General features: G+C 72.1%; 13 protein-coding genes. 3 read left to right on the top strand and 10 right to left on the bottom strand.

Going from position 1 to position 14,177, the window contains the following annotated elements; genetic code table 11:
• Window positions 1-25: 25 nt before the first annotated feature.
• From AB0I52_RS21595 to AB0I52_RS21585, 3 genes are all read right to left on the bottom strand, one after another.
• Window positions 26-685 (bottom strand): DUF5063 domain-containing protein, encoded by a 660-nt coding sequence (locus AB0I52_RS21595; protein ID WP_362961248.1) that lies wholly within the window; start codon window positions 683-685, stop codon window positions 26-28.
• Window positions 686-822: 137 nt separating this feature from the next.
• Complete coding sequence (gene recR, locus AB0I52_RS21590; protein WP_362961245.1) at window positions 823-1,422, bottom strand: recombination mediator RecR; 600 nt, start codon at window positions 1,420-1,422, stop codon at window positions 823-825.
• 120 nt (window positions 1,423-1,542) lie between these two features.
• The gene (locus AB0I52_RS21585; RefSeq protein ID WP_363074963.1) at window positions 1,543-1,878 is read right to left on the bottom strand and encodes a YbaB/EbfC family nucleoid-associated protein; all 336 of its coding nucleotides are present in this window, start codon (window positions 1,876-1,878) and stop codon (window positions 1,543-1,545) included.
• Window positions 1,879-2,248: 370 nt separating this feature from the next.
• Here AB0I52_RS21585 and AB0I52_RS21580 point away from each other — a divergent pair, with 370 nt between their 5' ends.
• Window positions 2,249-3,037 (top strand): SLATT domain-containing protein, encoded by a 789-nt coding sequence (locus AB0I52_RS21580; RefSeq protein ID WP_363074888.1) that lies wholly within the window; start codon window positions 2,249-2,251, stop codon window positions 3,035-3,037.
• 134 nt (window positions 3,038-3,171) lie between these two features.
• Here AB0I52_RS21580 and AB0I52_RS21575 read toward each other — a convergent pair whose 3' ends face one another.
• The 3 genes from AB0I52_RS21575 to AB0I52_RS21565 all read right to left on the bottom strand — a co-directional run bounded on the left by AB0I52_RS21575 (window position 3,172) and on the right by AB0I52_RS21565 (window position 6,187).
• On the bottom strand, window positions 3,172-3,822 hold the full coding sequence (locus AB0I52_RS21575; protein WP_363074886.1) for a hypothetical protein: 651 nt from the start codon (window positions 3,820-3,822) through the stop codon (window positions 3,172-3,174).
• Between the two features lie 121 nt (window positions 3,823-3,943).
• On the bottom strand, window positions 3,944-4,708 hold the full coding sequence (locus AB0I52_RS21570; RefSeq protein WP_363074884.1) for a GntR family transcriptional regulator: 765 nt from the start codon (window positions 4,706-4,708) through the stop codon (window positions 3,944-3,946).
• Between the two features lie 105 nt (window positions 4,709-4,813).
• Window positions 4,814-6,187: an aspartate aminotransferase family protein gene (locus AB0I52_RS21565; RefSeq protein WP_363074882.1), complete on the bottom strand. Its 1,374-nt coding sequence runs from the start codon at window positions 6,185-6,187 to the stop codon at window positions 4,814-4,816.
• A gap of 313 nt (window positions 6,188-6,500) precedes the next feature.
• Between AB0I52_RS21565 and AB0I52_RS21560 the strand changes: the two genes are divergently transcribed.
• Entirely contained in the window at window positions 6,501-8,486 is a 1,986-nt protein-coding gene (locus AB0I52_RS21560; protein WP_363074880.1) for a serine/threonine-protein kinase, read from the top strand.
• A gap of 111 nt (window positions 8,487-8,597) precedes the next feature.
• On the opposite strand, the gene AB0I52_RS21555 is transcribed toward AB0I52_RS21560, so the two are convergent.
• Both AB0I52_RS21555 and dnaN read right to left on the bottom strand, forming a co-directional pair.
• Window positions 8,598-8,825, bottom strand: coding sequence for a hypothetical protein (locus tag AB0I52_RS21555; RefSeq protein WP_363074878.1), 228 nt, complete (start codon window positions 8,823-8,825; stop codon window positions 8,598-8,600).
• A gap of 164 nt (window positions 8,826-8,989) precedes the next feature.
• A complete protein-coding gene (gene dnaN / locus AB0I52_RS21550) occupies window positions 8,990-10,135 on the bottom strand; it encodes a DNA polymerase III subunit beta (protein ID WP_363074876.1) in 1,146 nt (381 codons plus the stop codon).
• A gap of 342 nt (window positions 10,136-10,477) precedes the next feature.
• Between dnaN and AB0I52_RS21545 the strand changes: the two genes are divergently transcribed.
• Window positions 10,478-11,974, top strand: coding sequence for a helix-turn-helix domain-containing protein (locus AB0I52_RS21545; protein WP_363074961.1), 1,497 nt, complete (start codon window positions 10,478-10,480; stop codon window positions 11,972-11,974).
• Window positions 11,975-12,010: 36 nt separating this feature from the next.
• Here AB0I52_RS21545 and AB0I52_RS21540 read toward each other — a convergent pair whose 3' ends face one another.
• Together AB0I52_RS21540 and AB0I52_RS21535 are read right to left on the bottom strand one after the other, a co-directional pair.
• On the bottom strand, window positions 12,011-12,907 hold the full coding sequence (locus AB0I52_RS21540; protein ID WP_363074874.1) for a glycoside hydrolase family 19 protein: 897 nt from the start codon (window positions 12,905-12,907) through the stop codon (window positions 12,011-12,013).
• A 329-nt stretch (window positions 12,908-13,236) separates the two neighbouring features.
• Window positions 13,237-14,121 carry a glycoside hydrolase family 19 protein gene (locus tag AB0I52_RS21535; protein WP_363074959.1) on the bottom strand — a complete coding sequence of 295 codons (885 nt, stop codon included), beginning with the start codon at window positions 14,119-14,121 and terminating at the stop codon, window positions 13,237-13,239.
• Between the last annotated feature and the right edge of the window lie 56 nt (window positions 14,122-14,177).

Raw genomic sequence — 14,177 nt, 5'->3', positions numbered from 1 at the left:
CCGCACTCCGCTGCCGACCGGTCCGCTACGTGACCGGGCGCAGGCCCAGCGGGGCCGCGATCTCCTCGACCATCACGCGGCCGGCCTCCTCGGCCAGGTCGTCGTCGCCGGCGTCCTGGTCGGTGTCCAGGCCGTCGAGCGCCTGGAGGGGCTGGTTGAGGCGGATGTGGGCGATGAGCGACTGGAGGGCGCGCAGGGCGGCGGAGGCGGTGGAGCCCCAGTTGGAGAAGTAGGAGAACTGCCACCACCACAGCGCCTCGGTGGTGCGGTCCTCCTCGTAGTGGGCCAGGCCGTGGCGCAGGTCCGTGACGAGGTCGGCCAGGTCGTCGGAGATGCGGGCCGGGACCGGGGCCTTGCGGGGCTCGTACGGGTCGAAGACCTCGGAGTAGACGTCGATCGGCTCCAGGAGGGCGGCGAAGCGCTCGCGCAGGCCGTCCGCGTCCGGTTCGGCGCCGAGGTCCGGCTCGTAGCGCTCGTCCGGGAGGATGTCCTCGTACGCGCCCAGCCGGCCGCCCGCCAGCAGGAGCTGGGAGACCTGGAGCAGCAGCACCGGAACGGCTTCTTCCGGCTCCTCGACCCGCGACACCTCCGTGACCGCGACGATGAACGTCTTGATCTGGTCGGCGATCTGGACCGCGAAGTCGTCGGGGTCCTGGGTGACAGTGTTCAGCGTGGCGTCAGACATCGCAGAGACCTCCCGTGGGCACTGTCGGAGACGGTGAGTAGAAGATAACTGCGCCGAACCTAAAGCCGCCGTGAGGCCCCGGGCAAGAGGCCGGAGCCTGAGCCGGGAGGTTGGCCGGAAGGCGGGCCGGGAGCGGGTCAGACATCGAGCAGACGCCTCCCCTCGAAGGCGCGGCCGAGCGTGACCTCGTCCGCGTACTCGAGGTCGCCGCCCACCGGCAGACCGCTGGCCAGCCGGGTGACCCGCAGCCCCATCGGCTTGACCATCCGCGCCAGGTACGTCGCGGTGGCCTCGCCCTCCAGGTTGGGGTCGGTCGCCAGGATCAGTTCCGTGATGGAGCCGTCCGCCAGCCGGGCCAGCAGCTCGCGGATGCGCAGATCGTCCGGACCGACGCCCTCGATGGGGCTGATCGCCCCGCCCAGTACGTGGTAACGGCCCCGGAACTCGCGGGTCCGCTCGATCGCGACGACGTCCTTCGGCTCCTCGACGACACAGATGACCGTCAGATCGCGGCGCGGGTCGCGGCAGATCCCGCAGTGCTCCTGCTGTGCCACGTTGCCGCAGATCGCGCAGAAGCGGACCTTGTCCTTGACCTCAAGGAGGGCATGGGCGAGGCGGCGCACATCCGTGGGCTCCGCCTGGAGGATGTGGAAGGCGATCCGCTGCGCGCTCTTGGGACCGACGCCGGGCAGCCTGCCCAACTCGTCGATGAGGTCCTGAACCACGCCTTCGTACAACGGAAAGCCTTTCCTGGCGCCTGGTCGGCCGCGTAGTGGTACGTACCGTAGGGGGTGCGTACCGTCCTGGGTGTGTCCTCGGAGGCAGGACCTCGGTCAGGTCCTCGGACGGGTTCTTCGTCAGAAGGGGAGGCCGGGCATGCCGCCCAGGCCCTGGGCCAGCGGGCCCAGCTTCTGCTGCTGGAGCGCCTGGGCGTTCTCGTTCGCCGCCTGGACCGCCGCGACGACGAGGTCCGCGAGCGTCTCGGTGTCCTCCGGGTCCACCGCCTTCGGGTCGATCACCAGGGCGCGCAGCTCGCCGGAGCCGGTGACGGTGGCCTTGACGAGACCGCCGCCCGCCTGACCGTCGACCTCGGTCCTGGCCAGTTCCTCCTGGGCCTCCGCGAGGTCCTGCTGCATCTTCTGGGCCTGCTGCAGCAGCTGTTGCATATTGGGCTGACCACCACCGGGAATCACGGTCACTCCAGGCATTTCGACGACAAATGTTTCGGTACGCCGAGCCTACGTTGTCCCCGGGCGGCGCGCCCCACCCACTGACGAGCAACTCTTTCGGGTGAGATCGAGTCAGCGAAGGCAGGACTCCTATACCTGATCACAGGCTCCGCGCACCCGGGAATACCGCGATTTCGACCCCGCGGCCCACCATTCGGCGGTAGGAAGGGCATGCGTCCCGGTACGCGCACATGCACCAACCGTCACGCAAGGTTACGCATGGGGCACTGCCGGTCGCAGCGAGCGCCAGTGAGCAGAGGGCAGAGATCCCGCCCATCGTCGAGGACGCGGTCGACACCACGCGTCGCAATGCAGCATGCAGAGGAGTACCCCGGTGAGTCAGCCGGAGATGCAGCCCGAAGGGCCGCCCCGCAACGATTCCGGTGTGCCCGGTCCGGCCGGTTCCGCCGCTCCTTCCGGTCCGGGCTCCGGTGCGCCGGACCGGGATCTGACCGGAACGCCCTTCCCGCTCGGCGACTGGGGGGAACCGGCCCAGCGGCTCGACGAGCTCTACCGCTGGGTCGAGGCCGACGCGCTGCGCACCGCCGACTGGTATCTGGCCGACCGGGTGTGGAAGCGGCGCGGGGCCAGGGTCCTGCGGATGGGGACCGCGGCCGGGGCGGTGGCGGGCGCCGCGCTGCCGCTGCTCGATCTGACGGGGGCGCTGCACGGCGCGGCGGGCTGGGGCTATCTGTCGCTGCTGCTGGGTGCCGCGTGCATGGCGTGCGACCGGTACTTCGGCCTGACCTCGGGCTGGATAAGGAATCTCGCGACGGCACAGGCCGTACAGCGGCGGCTCCAGGTGCTCCAGTTCGACTGGGCCTCGGAGTGCGTGCGGGAGGTGCTCGGCCCGACCGAGGGGACGGCGAGCGAGGCGGCCGAGCGGTGCCTCGGTGTGCTGCGGCGGTTCTCGGAGGACATCACGGAGCTCGTGCGGTCGGAGACCGCGGACTGGATGGTGGAGTTCCGGGCCGGTCCCGCGCCGATGGGGATGCAGGCGCTGGTGTCCGGCGGCACGGGCGGCGGGCGGGCGGAGCAGGGTGCGCAGCCGGGGCGGTTCCCGCTGCAGTCGATGGGCCGGCCGAACATGCCGCGGCAGCGGCCGCCGGAGTCCCCGCGATGACCGTCGATGACCGGTTGCGATGACCGGTGATGGCTGCGGGGTTCCGGCGGGAGCTTTGGCCGACGGCTCGTTCGTCAGCTCGTTCGTCAGCTCGTTCGTCAGCTCGTTCGTCAGCTCGTTCGTCAGCTCGTTCGTCAGCTGAAAATGATCATTGAGCCCTGGGCGAGGCTGCGGGTGACCGCCGCGTGCAGACCGAGCCAGACGTGCCGCTCCCGGGCGAACGGGCTGTCGTCGTACGGAATCGGGACCGCCGGTTCCTCCAGGTCGGTGGGCGCGGCGGGCGGCAGCGGGGCGGCCGGCGGGTTGGCCGGATCGATACCGATGGACGGGGCGACGAACGCCAGCTCCCTCAGCAGCCCGTGCGCCGAGCCGAGCGGGCCGCCGCCCTCCAGCAGGTCGTCGGTGGAGATCGGGTACGCGAAGTCCAGCGGGACGTACGCCCCGGCGTGGTCGTAGTGCCACACCAGGTGCGACTGCTGGGCCGTCGACTCGAACATCTCCAGCAACTGCTCGTAGTCGCCGCCCAGTTCGTCCACGGGCGTGACGGCGAGGCCGCTGATCTGGAGCAGATAGGCGCGGCGCAGGAAGTGCAGGGCGTCGTAGTCGAAGCCCGCGACCGGGGCCACGTCTCCGGTCAGACCCGGCATGTAGGCGTAGACGGGTACGGGCGGCAGCCCTGCCTCACCCAGCGCCTTGTCGAAGACCGCTATCTCCTCGGCGAAGGGGTTGTCGGGGCTGTGGCACAGCACATCGACGAGGGGGACCAGCCACAGGTCACAGGCCACGAAGTCTCGCTCTCCAACTGGTGCGTGCGATGGTCAGGACAGCGTAATTCGGGACAGCGTAATGCGGTCGGCACGTCGCGGACAGTGGTCCCCCATGACCGAGTTCGGGGACCGGTGCCGGTCAGGCCTCCGGCCGCGCCGCCTGCGCGGATTCGTCCGCACCGGGCGGCTGCGGTGCGTGACCGAGGTGGTCCGGGTCTCCGGCCGCCAGCCGGTCCGCCCAGCTCAGCGCGTGGCCGTTGTACTCCTCGATCACCACGCGCAGCGCCTCGCGGTCCCGGAGCGTGACCGCGGCGACGAGGTCGGCGTGGCCCTGCCAGAGCCAGTCCCGTGCGTCCCCGTCGCCGCGCAGGTACGGCACGGCGAACACCCAGGCCTGGACGCGCAGCCGGTGCAGGAAGTCGCTGATGTACGTGTTGCCGGCGAGCGCGCCCAGCTCGCGCCAGAAGCGCAGGTCGTAGCCGATGAGGATGTCCAGGTCACCGCCGCGCGCCGCGCGGGTGGCCTCCTCGGCCCGGCGGCGTACGGAGACGAGCGCGTCCCGGTTCCTCAGCTGCCGTGCCGGGGACGGGCGAGGGTGGCGGAAGACGTCCCGGATCACCCCGTCCATGACCAGGGTGCGGGCCTCCACCAACGCCCGGTAGTCCGCGACGGTGAACTGGTGCACCCGGAATCCGCGGTGCTGATCGGATTCGAGCAGGCCCTGCGCGGAGAGATCGAACAGCGCTTCCCGGACAGGCGTCGCGGAGACGCCGTACTGCTCGGCGATCTGCTTGACGGTGAACTCCCGTCCCGGCTGGAGACGCCCCGCAAGCACCTCGTCACGCAGCGCGTCCGCGATCTGCTGCCGCAGCGTACTGCGCGTGACAGCCCCGCTCGCGCGCATGGGCGCCCCTCCCCTGTTTCGGTTTCGGCCACCTTAGACCGAGCCGGACCGCCGGGCCGGACGAGACGTCGGCCGGGAGGGGAGGGGCGCTGTGCGCGGACGGTGCTACACGGTGTGCTCGTCGGCCACCGACAGCGCGATGTCCAGTGCCGCCAGGCCTTCCTTGGCCTCGGCCTCGGTGACGTTGCAGGCCGGTACGGCGTGGGTGCGGTTCATGTTGATGAACGGCCACAGGCCGTTCTTCTTCGCCGCCGCTCCGAAGGCCGCCATCGGGGCGTTGGCCGCGCCCGTCGCGTTGTACGGGACCAGCGGCTCGCGGGTCTCCTTGTTCCGGACCAGCTCCAGCGCCCAGAACGCGCCGAGGCCGCGGACCTCGCCGACCGACGGGTGATTCTCGGCCAGCTCGCGCAGGCCGGGGCCGAGGACCGTCTCACCGATGTGGGCGGCGTTCTCGATGACCTTCTCGTCCTCCATCACGTGGATGGTGGCGACGGCCGCGGCGCAGGCCAGCGGGTGGCCGGAGTAGGTCAGCCCGCCCGGGTAGGGGCGGGTGTCGAAGGTGGCGGCGATCTCGGCGGAGATCGCGACGCCGCCGAGCGGTACGTAACCGGAGTTGACGCCCTTGGCGAAGGTCATCAGGTCGGGGGTGACGTCGAAGTGGTCGGCGGCGAACCACTTGCCGGTACGGCCGAATCCGGCCATCACCTCGTCGAGGACGAAGACGATCCCGTACCGGTCGCAGATCTCGCGGACACCGGCGAGGTAGCCGGGCGGCGGCGTCATGATGCCGGCCGTGCCCGGGATGGTCTCCAGGATGATCGCGGCGATGGTCGAGGGGCCCTCGTAGGCGAGGGTGTCCTCCAGGTGCTGGAGCGCGCGGGCGCACTCCTGCGCCTCGGTCTCGGCGTGGAACGGCGAGCGGTAGAGGAACGGGGCCCAGAACCGGACGACGCCCGCCGAGCCGTTGTCCGACGCCCAGCGGCGCGGGTCACCGGTCAGGTTGATCGCGGTGGAGGTGGCGCCGTGGTACGAGCGGTAGGCGGAGAGCACCTTCGTACGGCCGGTGTGCAGCCGGGCCATCCGGACGGCGTTCTCGACGGCCTCGGCGCCGCCGTTGGTGAAGAAGATCTTGTCCAGGTCGCCGGGGGTGCGCTCGGCGATGAGGCGGGCCGCCTCGGAGCGCGACTCGATCGCGAAGGCGGGCGCGAAGGTCGTCATCTTCCCCGCCTGCTCCTGGATCGCGGCGACGACGGTGGGGTGCTGATAGCCGATGTTGGTGTAGACGAGACCGCTGGTGAAGTCCAGGTAGCGGTTGCCGTCGTAGTCCCAGAAGTACGCCCCCTCGGCGCCGGCGACGGCGAGCGGGTCGATCAGGCCCTGGGCGGACCAGGAGTGGAACACGTGCGCACGGTCGGCGGCCTTCACGGCCGCGCCGGCGGCGGGGTCTGCGGCGTCGGCATGACGGGGATGAGGGGTCATACGGCGAGCGTAGGCCGCGGCGGGCTCGGCTCGGTATGGCCACCTTGTATGGAGTGGGGCGTGTGGTTCGGCAGGGTGTCGGGTCGGCGCGAGAGCCCGCCGCGTTGACAGCGTGTCGTCATCGGCATGACCCGGCAGGCAGCGCAGCGCAGCGGATCGCCGGACGCCCCGCATGCCTCCGACGCCCCGGCACGTCCGGCGGTCGAGGGCAAGCCCCGGCCACGGACCACGCACCGCACCCCGCCGGGGCACAACGGCGCCGCTATTCTCGACCCCGTCCGGCGTGTCGCCGTACGGGGGAGGACTGCACACGATGGAAAAGCTCGGCTCCGCAGATCCGCAACGCATCGGCGCCTACCGACTGCTGGGCAGACTCGGCGCGGGCGGCATGGGCCAGGTGTACCTGGCCCGCTCGGACCGCGGCCGCACCGTCGCGATCAAGCTCGTGCGCGAGGAGCTCGCCGAGCAGCAGGAGTTCCGCGACCGGTTCAGGCGGGAGGTGATGGCCGCACGCCGTCTCGGTTCCACCTGGACCGCCCCCGTACTGGACGCCGACACCGACGCCACCGTGCCCTGGGTCGCCACCGGTTACGTCGCGGGCCCGTCCCTCCAGGCGACCGTCTCGGGCCGCGCGTTCGCCTCGGCGGGACCCGCCCCCGGCGCGTACGGACCGCTGCCCGAGCGCTCGGTCCACATCCTGGGCAACGGTCTCGCGCACGCCCTGCGGGCCATCCACACCGCCGGGCTCATCCACCGCGACCTCAAGCCGTCCAACATCCTGCTGACGATCGACGGCCCCCGCGTCATCGACTTCGGTATCGCCCGCGCGTTCGACACCGTCACCGACGGGGGTCTCACCCGCACCGGGGCGCTGGTCGGCTCCCCCGGCTTCATGTCGCCCGAGCAGGTGCGGGGCGAGCGGGTGACCACGGCGTGCGACGTGTTCTGTCTGGGCTCGGTGCTGGCATACGCCTCGACCGGACGGCTCCCGTTCGGCGGGACGGTCAGCGGGGTGCACGCGCTGATGTTCCGGATCGCGCAGGAGGACCCGGACCTGACCGGGGTGCCGGTGGACCTCGTGGAGCTGGTCCAGCACTGCCTCCGCAAGGACCCGGGGGCCAGGCCGACGACCGAGGAGATCCTGGACCGGCTGGCCGAGGACCACACCTCGGAGCCCTGGCTCCCGGGGGCGCTCATCGCCCAACTCGGCCGCCACGCGGTGGAACTGCTCGACTCGGAGGACCCGGAGGACCCGGAGGACCCGAAAGACCCGAAGGACCCGAAGGACTCCAGGGAGAGGGCGGAGCCGAGGGACGCGGTGCCCCCTGAGCACGCGGCGGGCCCTGCGGACACGGTCCCGCAGCACACACCGTCCCCGCCCTCCGCCGGCCCGTCCCCCACTGTTCCGTCCCCCGCAGGCCCGCCGCCCGCCGAACCGTCCACGCCGCCGGAGCACCCCGCGCCGGGCAGCACCCTCCCCCTCCGCACCGTGGTCGGCCCCCAGCAGCAGCCCGGCGCCCCGGCGGCCGGATATCCGGCCGCGTACCCGGCCGCGGCCCCGGCCCCGGCCCCGGGGTACGGCTATCCGCAGCAGCAGAGCCCCAACCAGGGCTACGCGTACGGCTATCCGCAGCAGCCCGGTTTCGGCTCCGCGCCCGCGTACGACCCGCTGTATCCGACCGGAACGCAGCCGCCCGCCCCCGAGCCCGCCCGCCGGAGGACCGGCTCGACCGTCGCTCTCGTCGTGATCGCCGTGCTCGTCGCGATAGGCGCCGGCGGCTCCGTCTACGCGCTGATGAACGACAACGGCTCCCGCACCGCCTCCCCGACGCACTCCACCACCTCGTCGACGGACAGCGCCGGCGGCTCCGGCTCCCCGTCCCCCGACGGCGGCCAGGACCCGTCCCCGAGCGACGACGGGCAGGACGGCGACGAAGAGGGCGGCGTCCCCGCGTCCTACCTGGGCAACTGGTCAGGCAGCATCGACAACGCCATCGGCCACTCCACCCGCGAACTCGTCATCCGGCAGGGCCGGGCCGGCGAGGCCGTCCTCACCCTCACCGCACAGGGACCGACCGACAACGGCGGCACCTACCGCTGCGTCTTCGAGGCGGATCTGACGGACGACGTCACGGGCGACGACCCGCTCCGGGTCGGCCCCTCCACGGTGACGGTCGGCGAGCCCATGTCGTCCTGTACGCCGGGCAGCCCCACCACACTCACCCTGCTCCCGGACGGCACCCTGAGCCGCGAGAACACGGACACCGGCGAGAAGCTCACGTACACGAAGTCCGGATGAGCGGGACGGGTCCCGTCCCCGTCCCGTCCGCCTCATCGACTCGGTGACCCGGTCCCCCTCGGGTTCAGCAGCCGCCTGGCCAACGGGGCGTGGAAGGGGAGAAGTCCGGGTTCAGGGCGAGCGCCTCGCGCAGGTGCCGGTCGTCCCGGGCAGCCCGGGAGCGTGCTCGATCGCTCCCCGGTGGTACCGGAAGAGCGCATTGCCCCAGCCCGTCCTGGCGGCCTCGCGGGCGTATCCGACGGCGTCCGCGTCGTGCCCCGCGCGGTGCAGGGACCAGCCCGGCGCGTCCGCGACGATGACGCTCCGGGCACGCTTCCACTCGCCCCGCATGAGCTCCACCGCGACGTCCGGGTCCCCGTGGTCGGCGGACCTCGCCCACCGGCTTCCCGGGCTTCTGACCCTCCCCGGACACACCCCGAGGGCTGTCCCGCACCCTCCTTGCGGGACAGCCCTCACGACCTGGTGCGTGATGGTGAGCAGGCTCCCTGTCGCGCACCAGGTCGTCAGACCAGCGGCTTGACCGACATCAGCAGATGCTGGTGAGCCGGCTGCCCGGCCCCTTCCGCCGCGGTCGCCCGGCCCGTCGCCTCCTCGTGCGACGCATGCCCGGTGACCATGGCGCGCTGCCCCGGGCCCATCAGCCTGAACCGGAGGACCGGTGCGTCGAACGAGGCCAGCGCGTCCATCAGGTAGGAGGGCTTGAAGGCGACCGTCAGCTCCTCGGCGCCTGCCAGGGCGGCGGGCAGCCGCTGGGACGCCACGTCGTCCTCGTAGCCTGCCTGGAGCAGCACCGAGTCGGCACGGAAGGCGAGTTGCAGCGGGCTGTCGTTGTCCGCCACCACCGAGACCCGCTTCACCGCCTCCACCAGGGGCTCCCGGTCGGTGACCGCCGTGGCCGGGTCCGCCATCGTGAACAGCTTGTCGTGGCGCGGCAGTCGGCCGTCCAGGAGCCGGACCGTGGTGCGCATCCCGGCCAGTTCGAACCCGGCCGACCCGCTGTCCAGTGCGAGGCTGACCACGCCCGCGCGGCCGAAGGAGCGGGCGATCTCGGTGAGCCGGCGGGCCGAGACCACGACATCCGCCGAGACGTCCGCCGCCGCGGGCTTCCAGCCGAGCGTGCGGACCGCGAAGCGGTACCGGTCCGTCGCCGCCAGGGTCATCCGGTCGCCGTCGAGCCCCAGCCGGATGCCGGTGAGCGTCGGCAGCGTGTCGTCCCGGCCGGCCGCCACCGCCACATCCGCGACGGCCGCCGCGAACTCCTCGCAGTCCACCGCCCCGAGGACCTCCGGCAGCGGCGGCAGCGACGGATAGTCGTCGAGCGGCAGCACCGAGAGACCGAATCCGGCGCCGCTGCCCGTCACCGTGAAGCGGGAGCCCTCCACCGCGCACTCCACCACGCACTCGGGCAGCACCCGGCACACGTCGAGCAGCCGGCGGCCCATGACCAGCGCCTTGCCTGGCCGCAGGATCTCGGCGTCCACCTCGATACGGGCGGACGCCTCGTAGTCGAGGCCGGAGATGCACAGCCGGCCGTCCGCGGCTTCCAGCAGCAGACCGCCCAGTACGGGAACGGGTGACCTGGTGGGCAGCACCCGGGCCGCCCAGGTGACGGCGTCGGCCAGTGCGTCGCGCTCGATCCGGAACTCCATGGTGGTGATCTCTCCTCGTGCGAAGGCGACCGTCTCTCTGGTCTCCGACGCTACGGGTCACCACTGACAACGAAGCGAGAGCGCGGTTGCGCCGACGACAGCGGCCACCCCCGTGAGCCGCTGCCGTCGTCCCCCGTGCCTCTCCCCCGAAAGGCCCGCAACCGCGTTCGGACTTTAGGCCGCAGGGTAGGAGCCGGTAAAGATTCAGTTCGCACTGTGTGGCCGGTGAGGGGTATCAGTCCGCACAACCAGACCGGTAGCCTTCGCTCCGGTTTCTGGCGGGAGCAGGGCAGGAGCGTGGGAAGTGTGCACGCGCGCAGTCGCGCCGACGATGTCGTACGGATGCACGGGCTCGCCCGGTCCGGCGGCTCGCGCGAGCTGCTGCGCTGGGTGTCGGGCCGTGCCGAGGGCTGGGCGGGGCTGCTCGGCGGCGACGGCACCGTCCTGCACGGCGTCGCCCGGGACCCGGATGCCGCGAGCGCCGGATCGGCCGCACTCGCGGCCGAGGGCGCGCGGGAGTTGACGGCGCTCGGGGCCCGTTCCCTGTCGTTCGACAACGGGCCGCACACCGCGCTGCTGTTCGCCCTGGAGGGCCCGCCGGACACCGCCGCGCCGGTTCTCGCCGTGGTCGGCCGGCGCCCGCTGCCGGACCGGCTGGCCGTGCTCCTCGCCGACGTGGCCCTGCCGCTCGCCATGTGCTGGGCGGCCGAGACCGTCGAGCGCAAGCGCCGCCGCGTCGATCTGGCGGAGTCCCGCGGCCGCGAGGCGGTGCTGCACCTGCTCATGACCGGGCAGCTGTCGATCGCGCACCAGGTGGCCGGCGCGCTGAAGCCCGCGCTGCCCGACCCCGTCCGCGTCTGCGTCGTCGAGTGCTCGGGCGGCAGCAGGGACGAGGTGGCCCGGATCTGCACGGACCTCTCCGGCGGCCGGTCCTGGATCGTGCGGTGCCCGGTGTACGCGCGCCATCTGATCCTCGTCGTGCCGGCGGGACCGGAACCGGCGGACGGACGGCTCGGCCCGGAGGTCGCCGCGGTGGTGGACGACTGCGTCGTGGGCATCAGCGAGGACGTACCGCTGTCCGACACGGCGACCGCGTACCGCCAGGCCTTCCACGCGCTGGCCGTCGCCCGCGGGCTGCCCGGCCGGCACGCCGGCTTCGGCTCGGCGCCCGAGCCCGCGCTGATGGTCGGCGCCGAGGGGGCGCGGTGGGCCGACGCCCTGCTGGCCCCGCTGCTCGGGCACGTACCGCGGCGCGGCCAGGACCCGGGCAGTCAGGAACTCGCGGCGACCCTCGCGTCCTGGCTCGCGTTCTCCTCGCACGCGACCTCGCACCTGAAGATCCACCGCAACACCCTGGCGGCACGGCTGCGGCTGATCGGCGAGCTGCTCGACCTGGATCCGAACCGGGTGGCCGACCAGGCCGCACTGGACCTGGCCCTGGCCGTCCGCGCCACGCCCGCACTGCCCAGGGCCGCCCGCCCGGCCGGGGGCGCGGCGGCGCCCGTCCCCTCGCTGGACGAGATCCTGCGCACCCCGGCGGTCCGCTCCTGGGCGGCCCAGCAGGTGCGCCCGCTCGGCGCCCCCGGAGCGGCCGGCGGCAGCGCCGACCCGTACACCACACTGCGCACCTGGCTGGAGTGCGAGGCCCGGCTCGGTGCGACGGCGGAGGCGTTGTCCATCTCCGTACCCGGTGTGCGCAAGCGCCTCACCCGGCTGGAGACCGTACTGCGGCGCTCGCTCCTGCGGACGCCGAGCGCCCGTTACGACCTGTGGCTGGCGTTCCGGGCGCTGGACCTCGCCGACGACGGACAGCCGGACGGGGGGCGCCTCCGGCCGTGAGACCGGACGCACCCCCCGTCGCAGGGAGCTCGCGCGTCAGCAGCTCAGGTTCGACCCGGGCGTCGTGCCGAGGATCGACACGAAGGCCTGGTACTTGTCGATCCGGCTCTGCACCTGGGCGGGGTTGCCGCCGTTGCACTCGATGGAGCCGTTGATGGACCGGATCGTCTCACCGAATCCGGCGCCGTTCACCATGGCGTTGTGGGCGGTCATGGTGCCGGGGCCGTTCTGGGTGTTCCAGTACCAGAGGCCGGTCTTCCAGGCCACGGCCGCATCCTGCTCGACCAGGTAGGGGTTGCCCAGCAGGTCGATGCCGAGGGCGTCACCGGCGGCCTTGTAGTTGAAGTTCCAGCTGAGCTGGATCGGGCCGCGGCCGTAGTACGAGGCCTGGCCCGCGGGGCAGCCGTAGGGCTGGGTGCTGTCGCAGTAGTGGGGGTAGTTGGCCGTGTTCTGCTCCACCACGTACACCAGACCGCCGGTCTCGTGGCTGACGTTGGCGAGGAAGGCGGCCGCCTCCTGCTTCTTCACGTCGTCGCTGCCGGTGTTGGCGAAGCCCGGGTAGGCGTCCAGCGCGGCGGTCAGCCCGCTGTAGGTGTAGAAGGAGCTGCGGCCCGGGAACATCTGGTTGAACTGCGCCTCGCTGACGACGAAGCCCGACGACGAGCCCGGGTCACCGGGGTCCGTGCCGCCGCCGCTTCCGCAACTGCCTTGATCGGCCCAGACGTCGGAGCTGCCCGGCGTCTCGTTCTGGGTCCACCACTTGGCGCTCCAGTTGTGCCCGTTGTACGAGGCGGCGCCGCCTCCCGTGTAGACGGACGAGGAGTTCCAGGCAGCCGCGCAGTCGGCCGCCGATGCGGTGGTGGCGGGGAGGATTACCAGCGTCGCGACGACCGTGCCGAGCGCGGCGAGTACGCCCATGATGCGTCTGATCACGTGAACACTCCTTCGGCGCGGCGCACCGGGCTCATCGGTGCGCCGCCATGGTGGGGGTGCCGACACTCAAGCGCTGTTGGTCTGGACCTGTCAAGATCTAGACCAACATGAGGAAACCTTCCCCATCCGCCGCCCCGCCCGGACAGGCCACCGTCCGCTCGCCCCGCAGACACTCCCAACAGGGCTGATTCCGGAGGGAGTCACTCCGCGGCGGCACCCGGAACGGCGACGGGCCCGAGGGTAAAACCTTCGGGCCCGCCCAACATGCGGGACGCCATACTGTCCGGCCGGTCAGCCGCGCATCCCGCGCACGTGCACCTGCCGCACCGTCAGCAGGTGAGCCCGGAGCCCGGGTTCGTACCGACGATGCCGGTGATCCGCTCGTACGTGGCGACCCGCGCCGCCACCGATCCGGGGTTGCCGCCGTCGCACTCCAGCGCGCCGTTGAGCGAGCGGATCGTCTCACCGAACCCGGCGCCACCGACCATGGCCTCGTGCGAGGTCATGGTGCCGGGGCCGTTCTGGGTGTTCCAGTACCAGAGCGCGGTCTGCCAGGCGACCGACGGATCCCGCTCGACCAGCCACGGGTCGTTCAGCAGGTCGAGGCCGAGCGCGTCACCGGCGGCCTTGTAGTTGAAGTTCCAGCTGAACATGATCGGGCCGCGGCCGTAGTACGCGGACTGTCCGGCCGGGCAGCCGAAGGGCTGGCTGTAGTCGCACTTGATCCAGTAGTTGGCCTCGTTGATCTCCTTCACGTACTGGAGACCGACCGACTCGAAGTCGGCGTGCGTCAGGAACGCCGCCGCCTCCCGGCTCCGCATCGCCTCGGTCCCGGTGTTGGCGAAGCGCGGGTAGGCGTGCAGGGCGTCGATCAGCCCCTGGTACGTGTAGAAGGGGTCGCGGTCCGGGAAGATCCGGTCGAACTCCGCCTCGCTGATGACGAAGTCGGAGACCCCGCCCGTACAGGCCCCGCCGTCCTGCCAGACGGTGGTGGCGCCCGGGTTCTCGTTCCGCGTCCACCACTTGGCCGTCCAGTTGCGGCCGTGGTGCGAGACGGCGCCGCCGGCCGTATAGGCGGTCGAGGAACTCCAGAGCGGCGCACACGCGGCGGAGGGAGCGGGGGCCGGAGCCGCCGCGTGCGCCGTGGCGGGGAGGAAGGCCGCCGTCGCGACGACGGCACTCAGTGCGGTCAGAAGGCTCTTGATGCGGTTCAGTGCTGCTCACTCCTTCGACAGGGACACGCCGAAGGGCTCCGGCATGCGTCCGGGCA

Origin of the sequence: Streptomyces sp. NPDC050423, assembly GCF_040655445.1 — a bacterium.
In the GTDB taxonomy this organism is placed as follows: domain Bacteria; phylum Actinomycetota; class Actinomycetes; order Streptomycetales; family Streptomycetaceae; genus Streptomyces.
The sequence above is the reverse complement of the archived record's forward strand: the minus strand, read 5'-3'. Positions and strand labels throughout refer to the sequence as shown.

Coding starts and splice junctions, on each gene's coding strand:
- AB0I52_RS21595 (WP_362961248.1), bottom strand. CDS start 685: ATGTCTGACGCCACGCTGAACACTGTCACCCAGGACCCCGACGACTTC.
- AB0I52_RS21570 (WP_363074884.1), bottom strand. CDS start 4,708: ATGCGCGCGAGCGGGGCTGTCACGCGCAGTACGCTGCGGCAGCAGATC.
- AB0I52_RS21565 (WP_363074882.1), bottom strand. CDS start 6,187: ATGACCCCTCATCCCCGTCATGCCGACGCCGCAGACCCCGCCGCCGGC.
- AB0I52_RS21560 (WP_363074880.1), top strand. CDS start 6,501: ATGGAAAAGCTCGGCTCCGCAGATCCGCAACGCATCGGCGCCTACCGA.
- dnaN (WP_363074876.1), bottom strand. CDS start 10,135: ATGGAGTTCCGGATCGAGCGCGACGCACTGGCCGACGCCGTCACCTGG.
- AB0I52_RS21545 (WP_363074961.1), top strand. CDS start 10,478: ATGCACGGGCTCGCCCGGTCCGGCGGCTCGCGCGAGCTGCTGCGCTGG.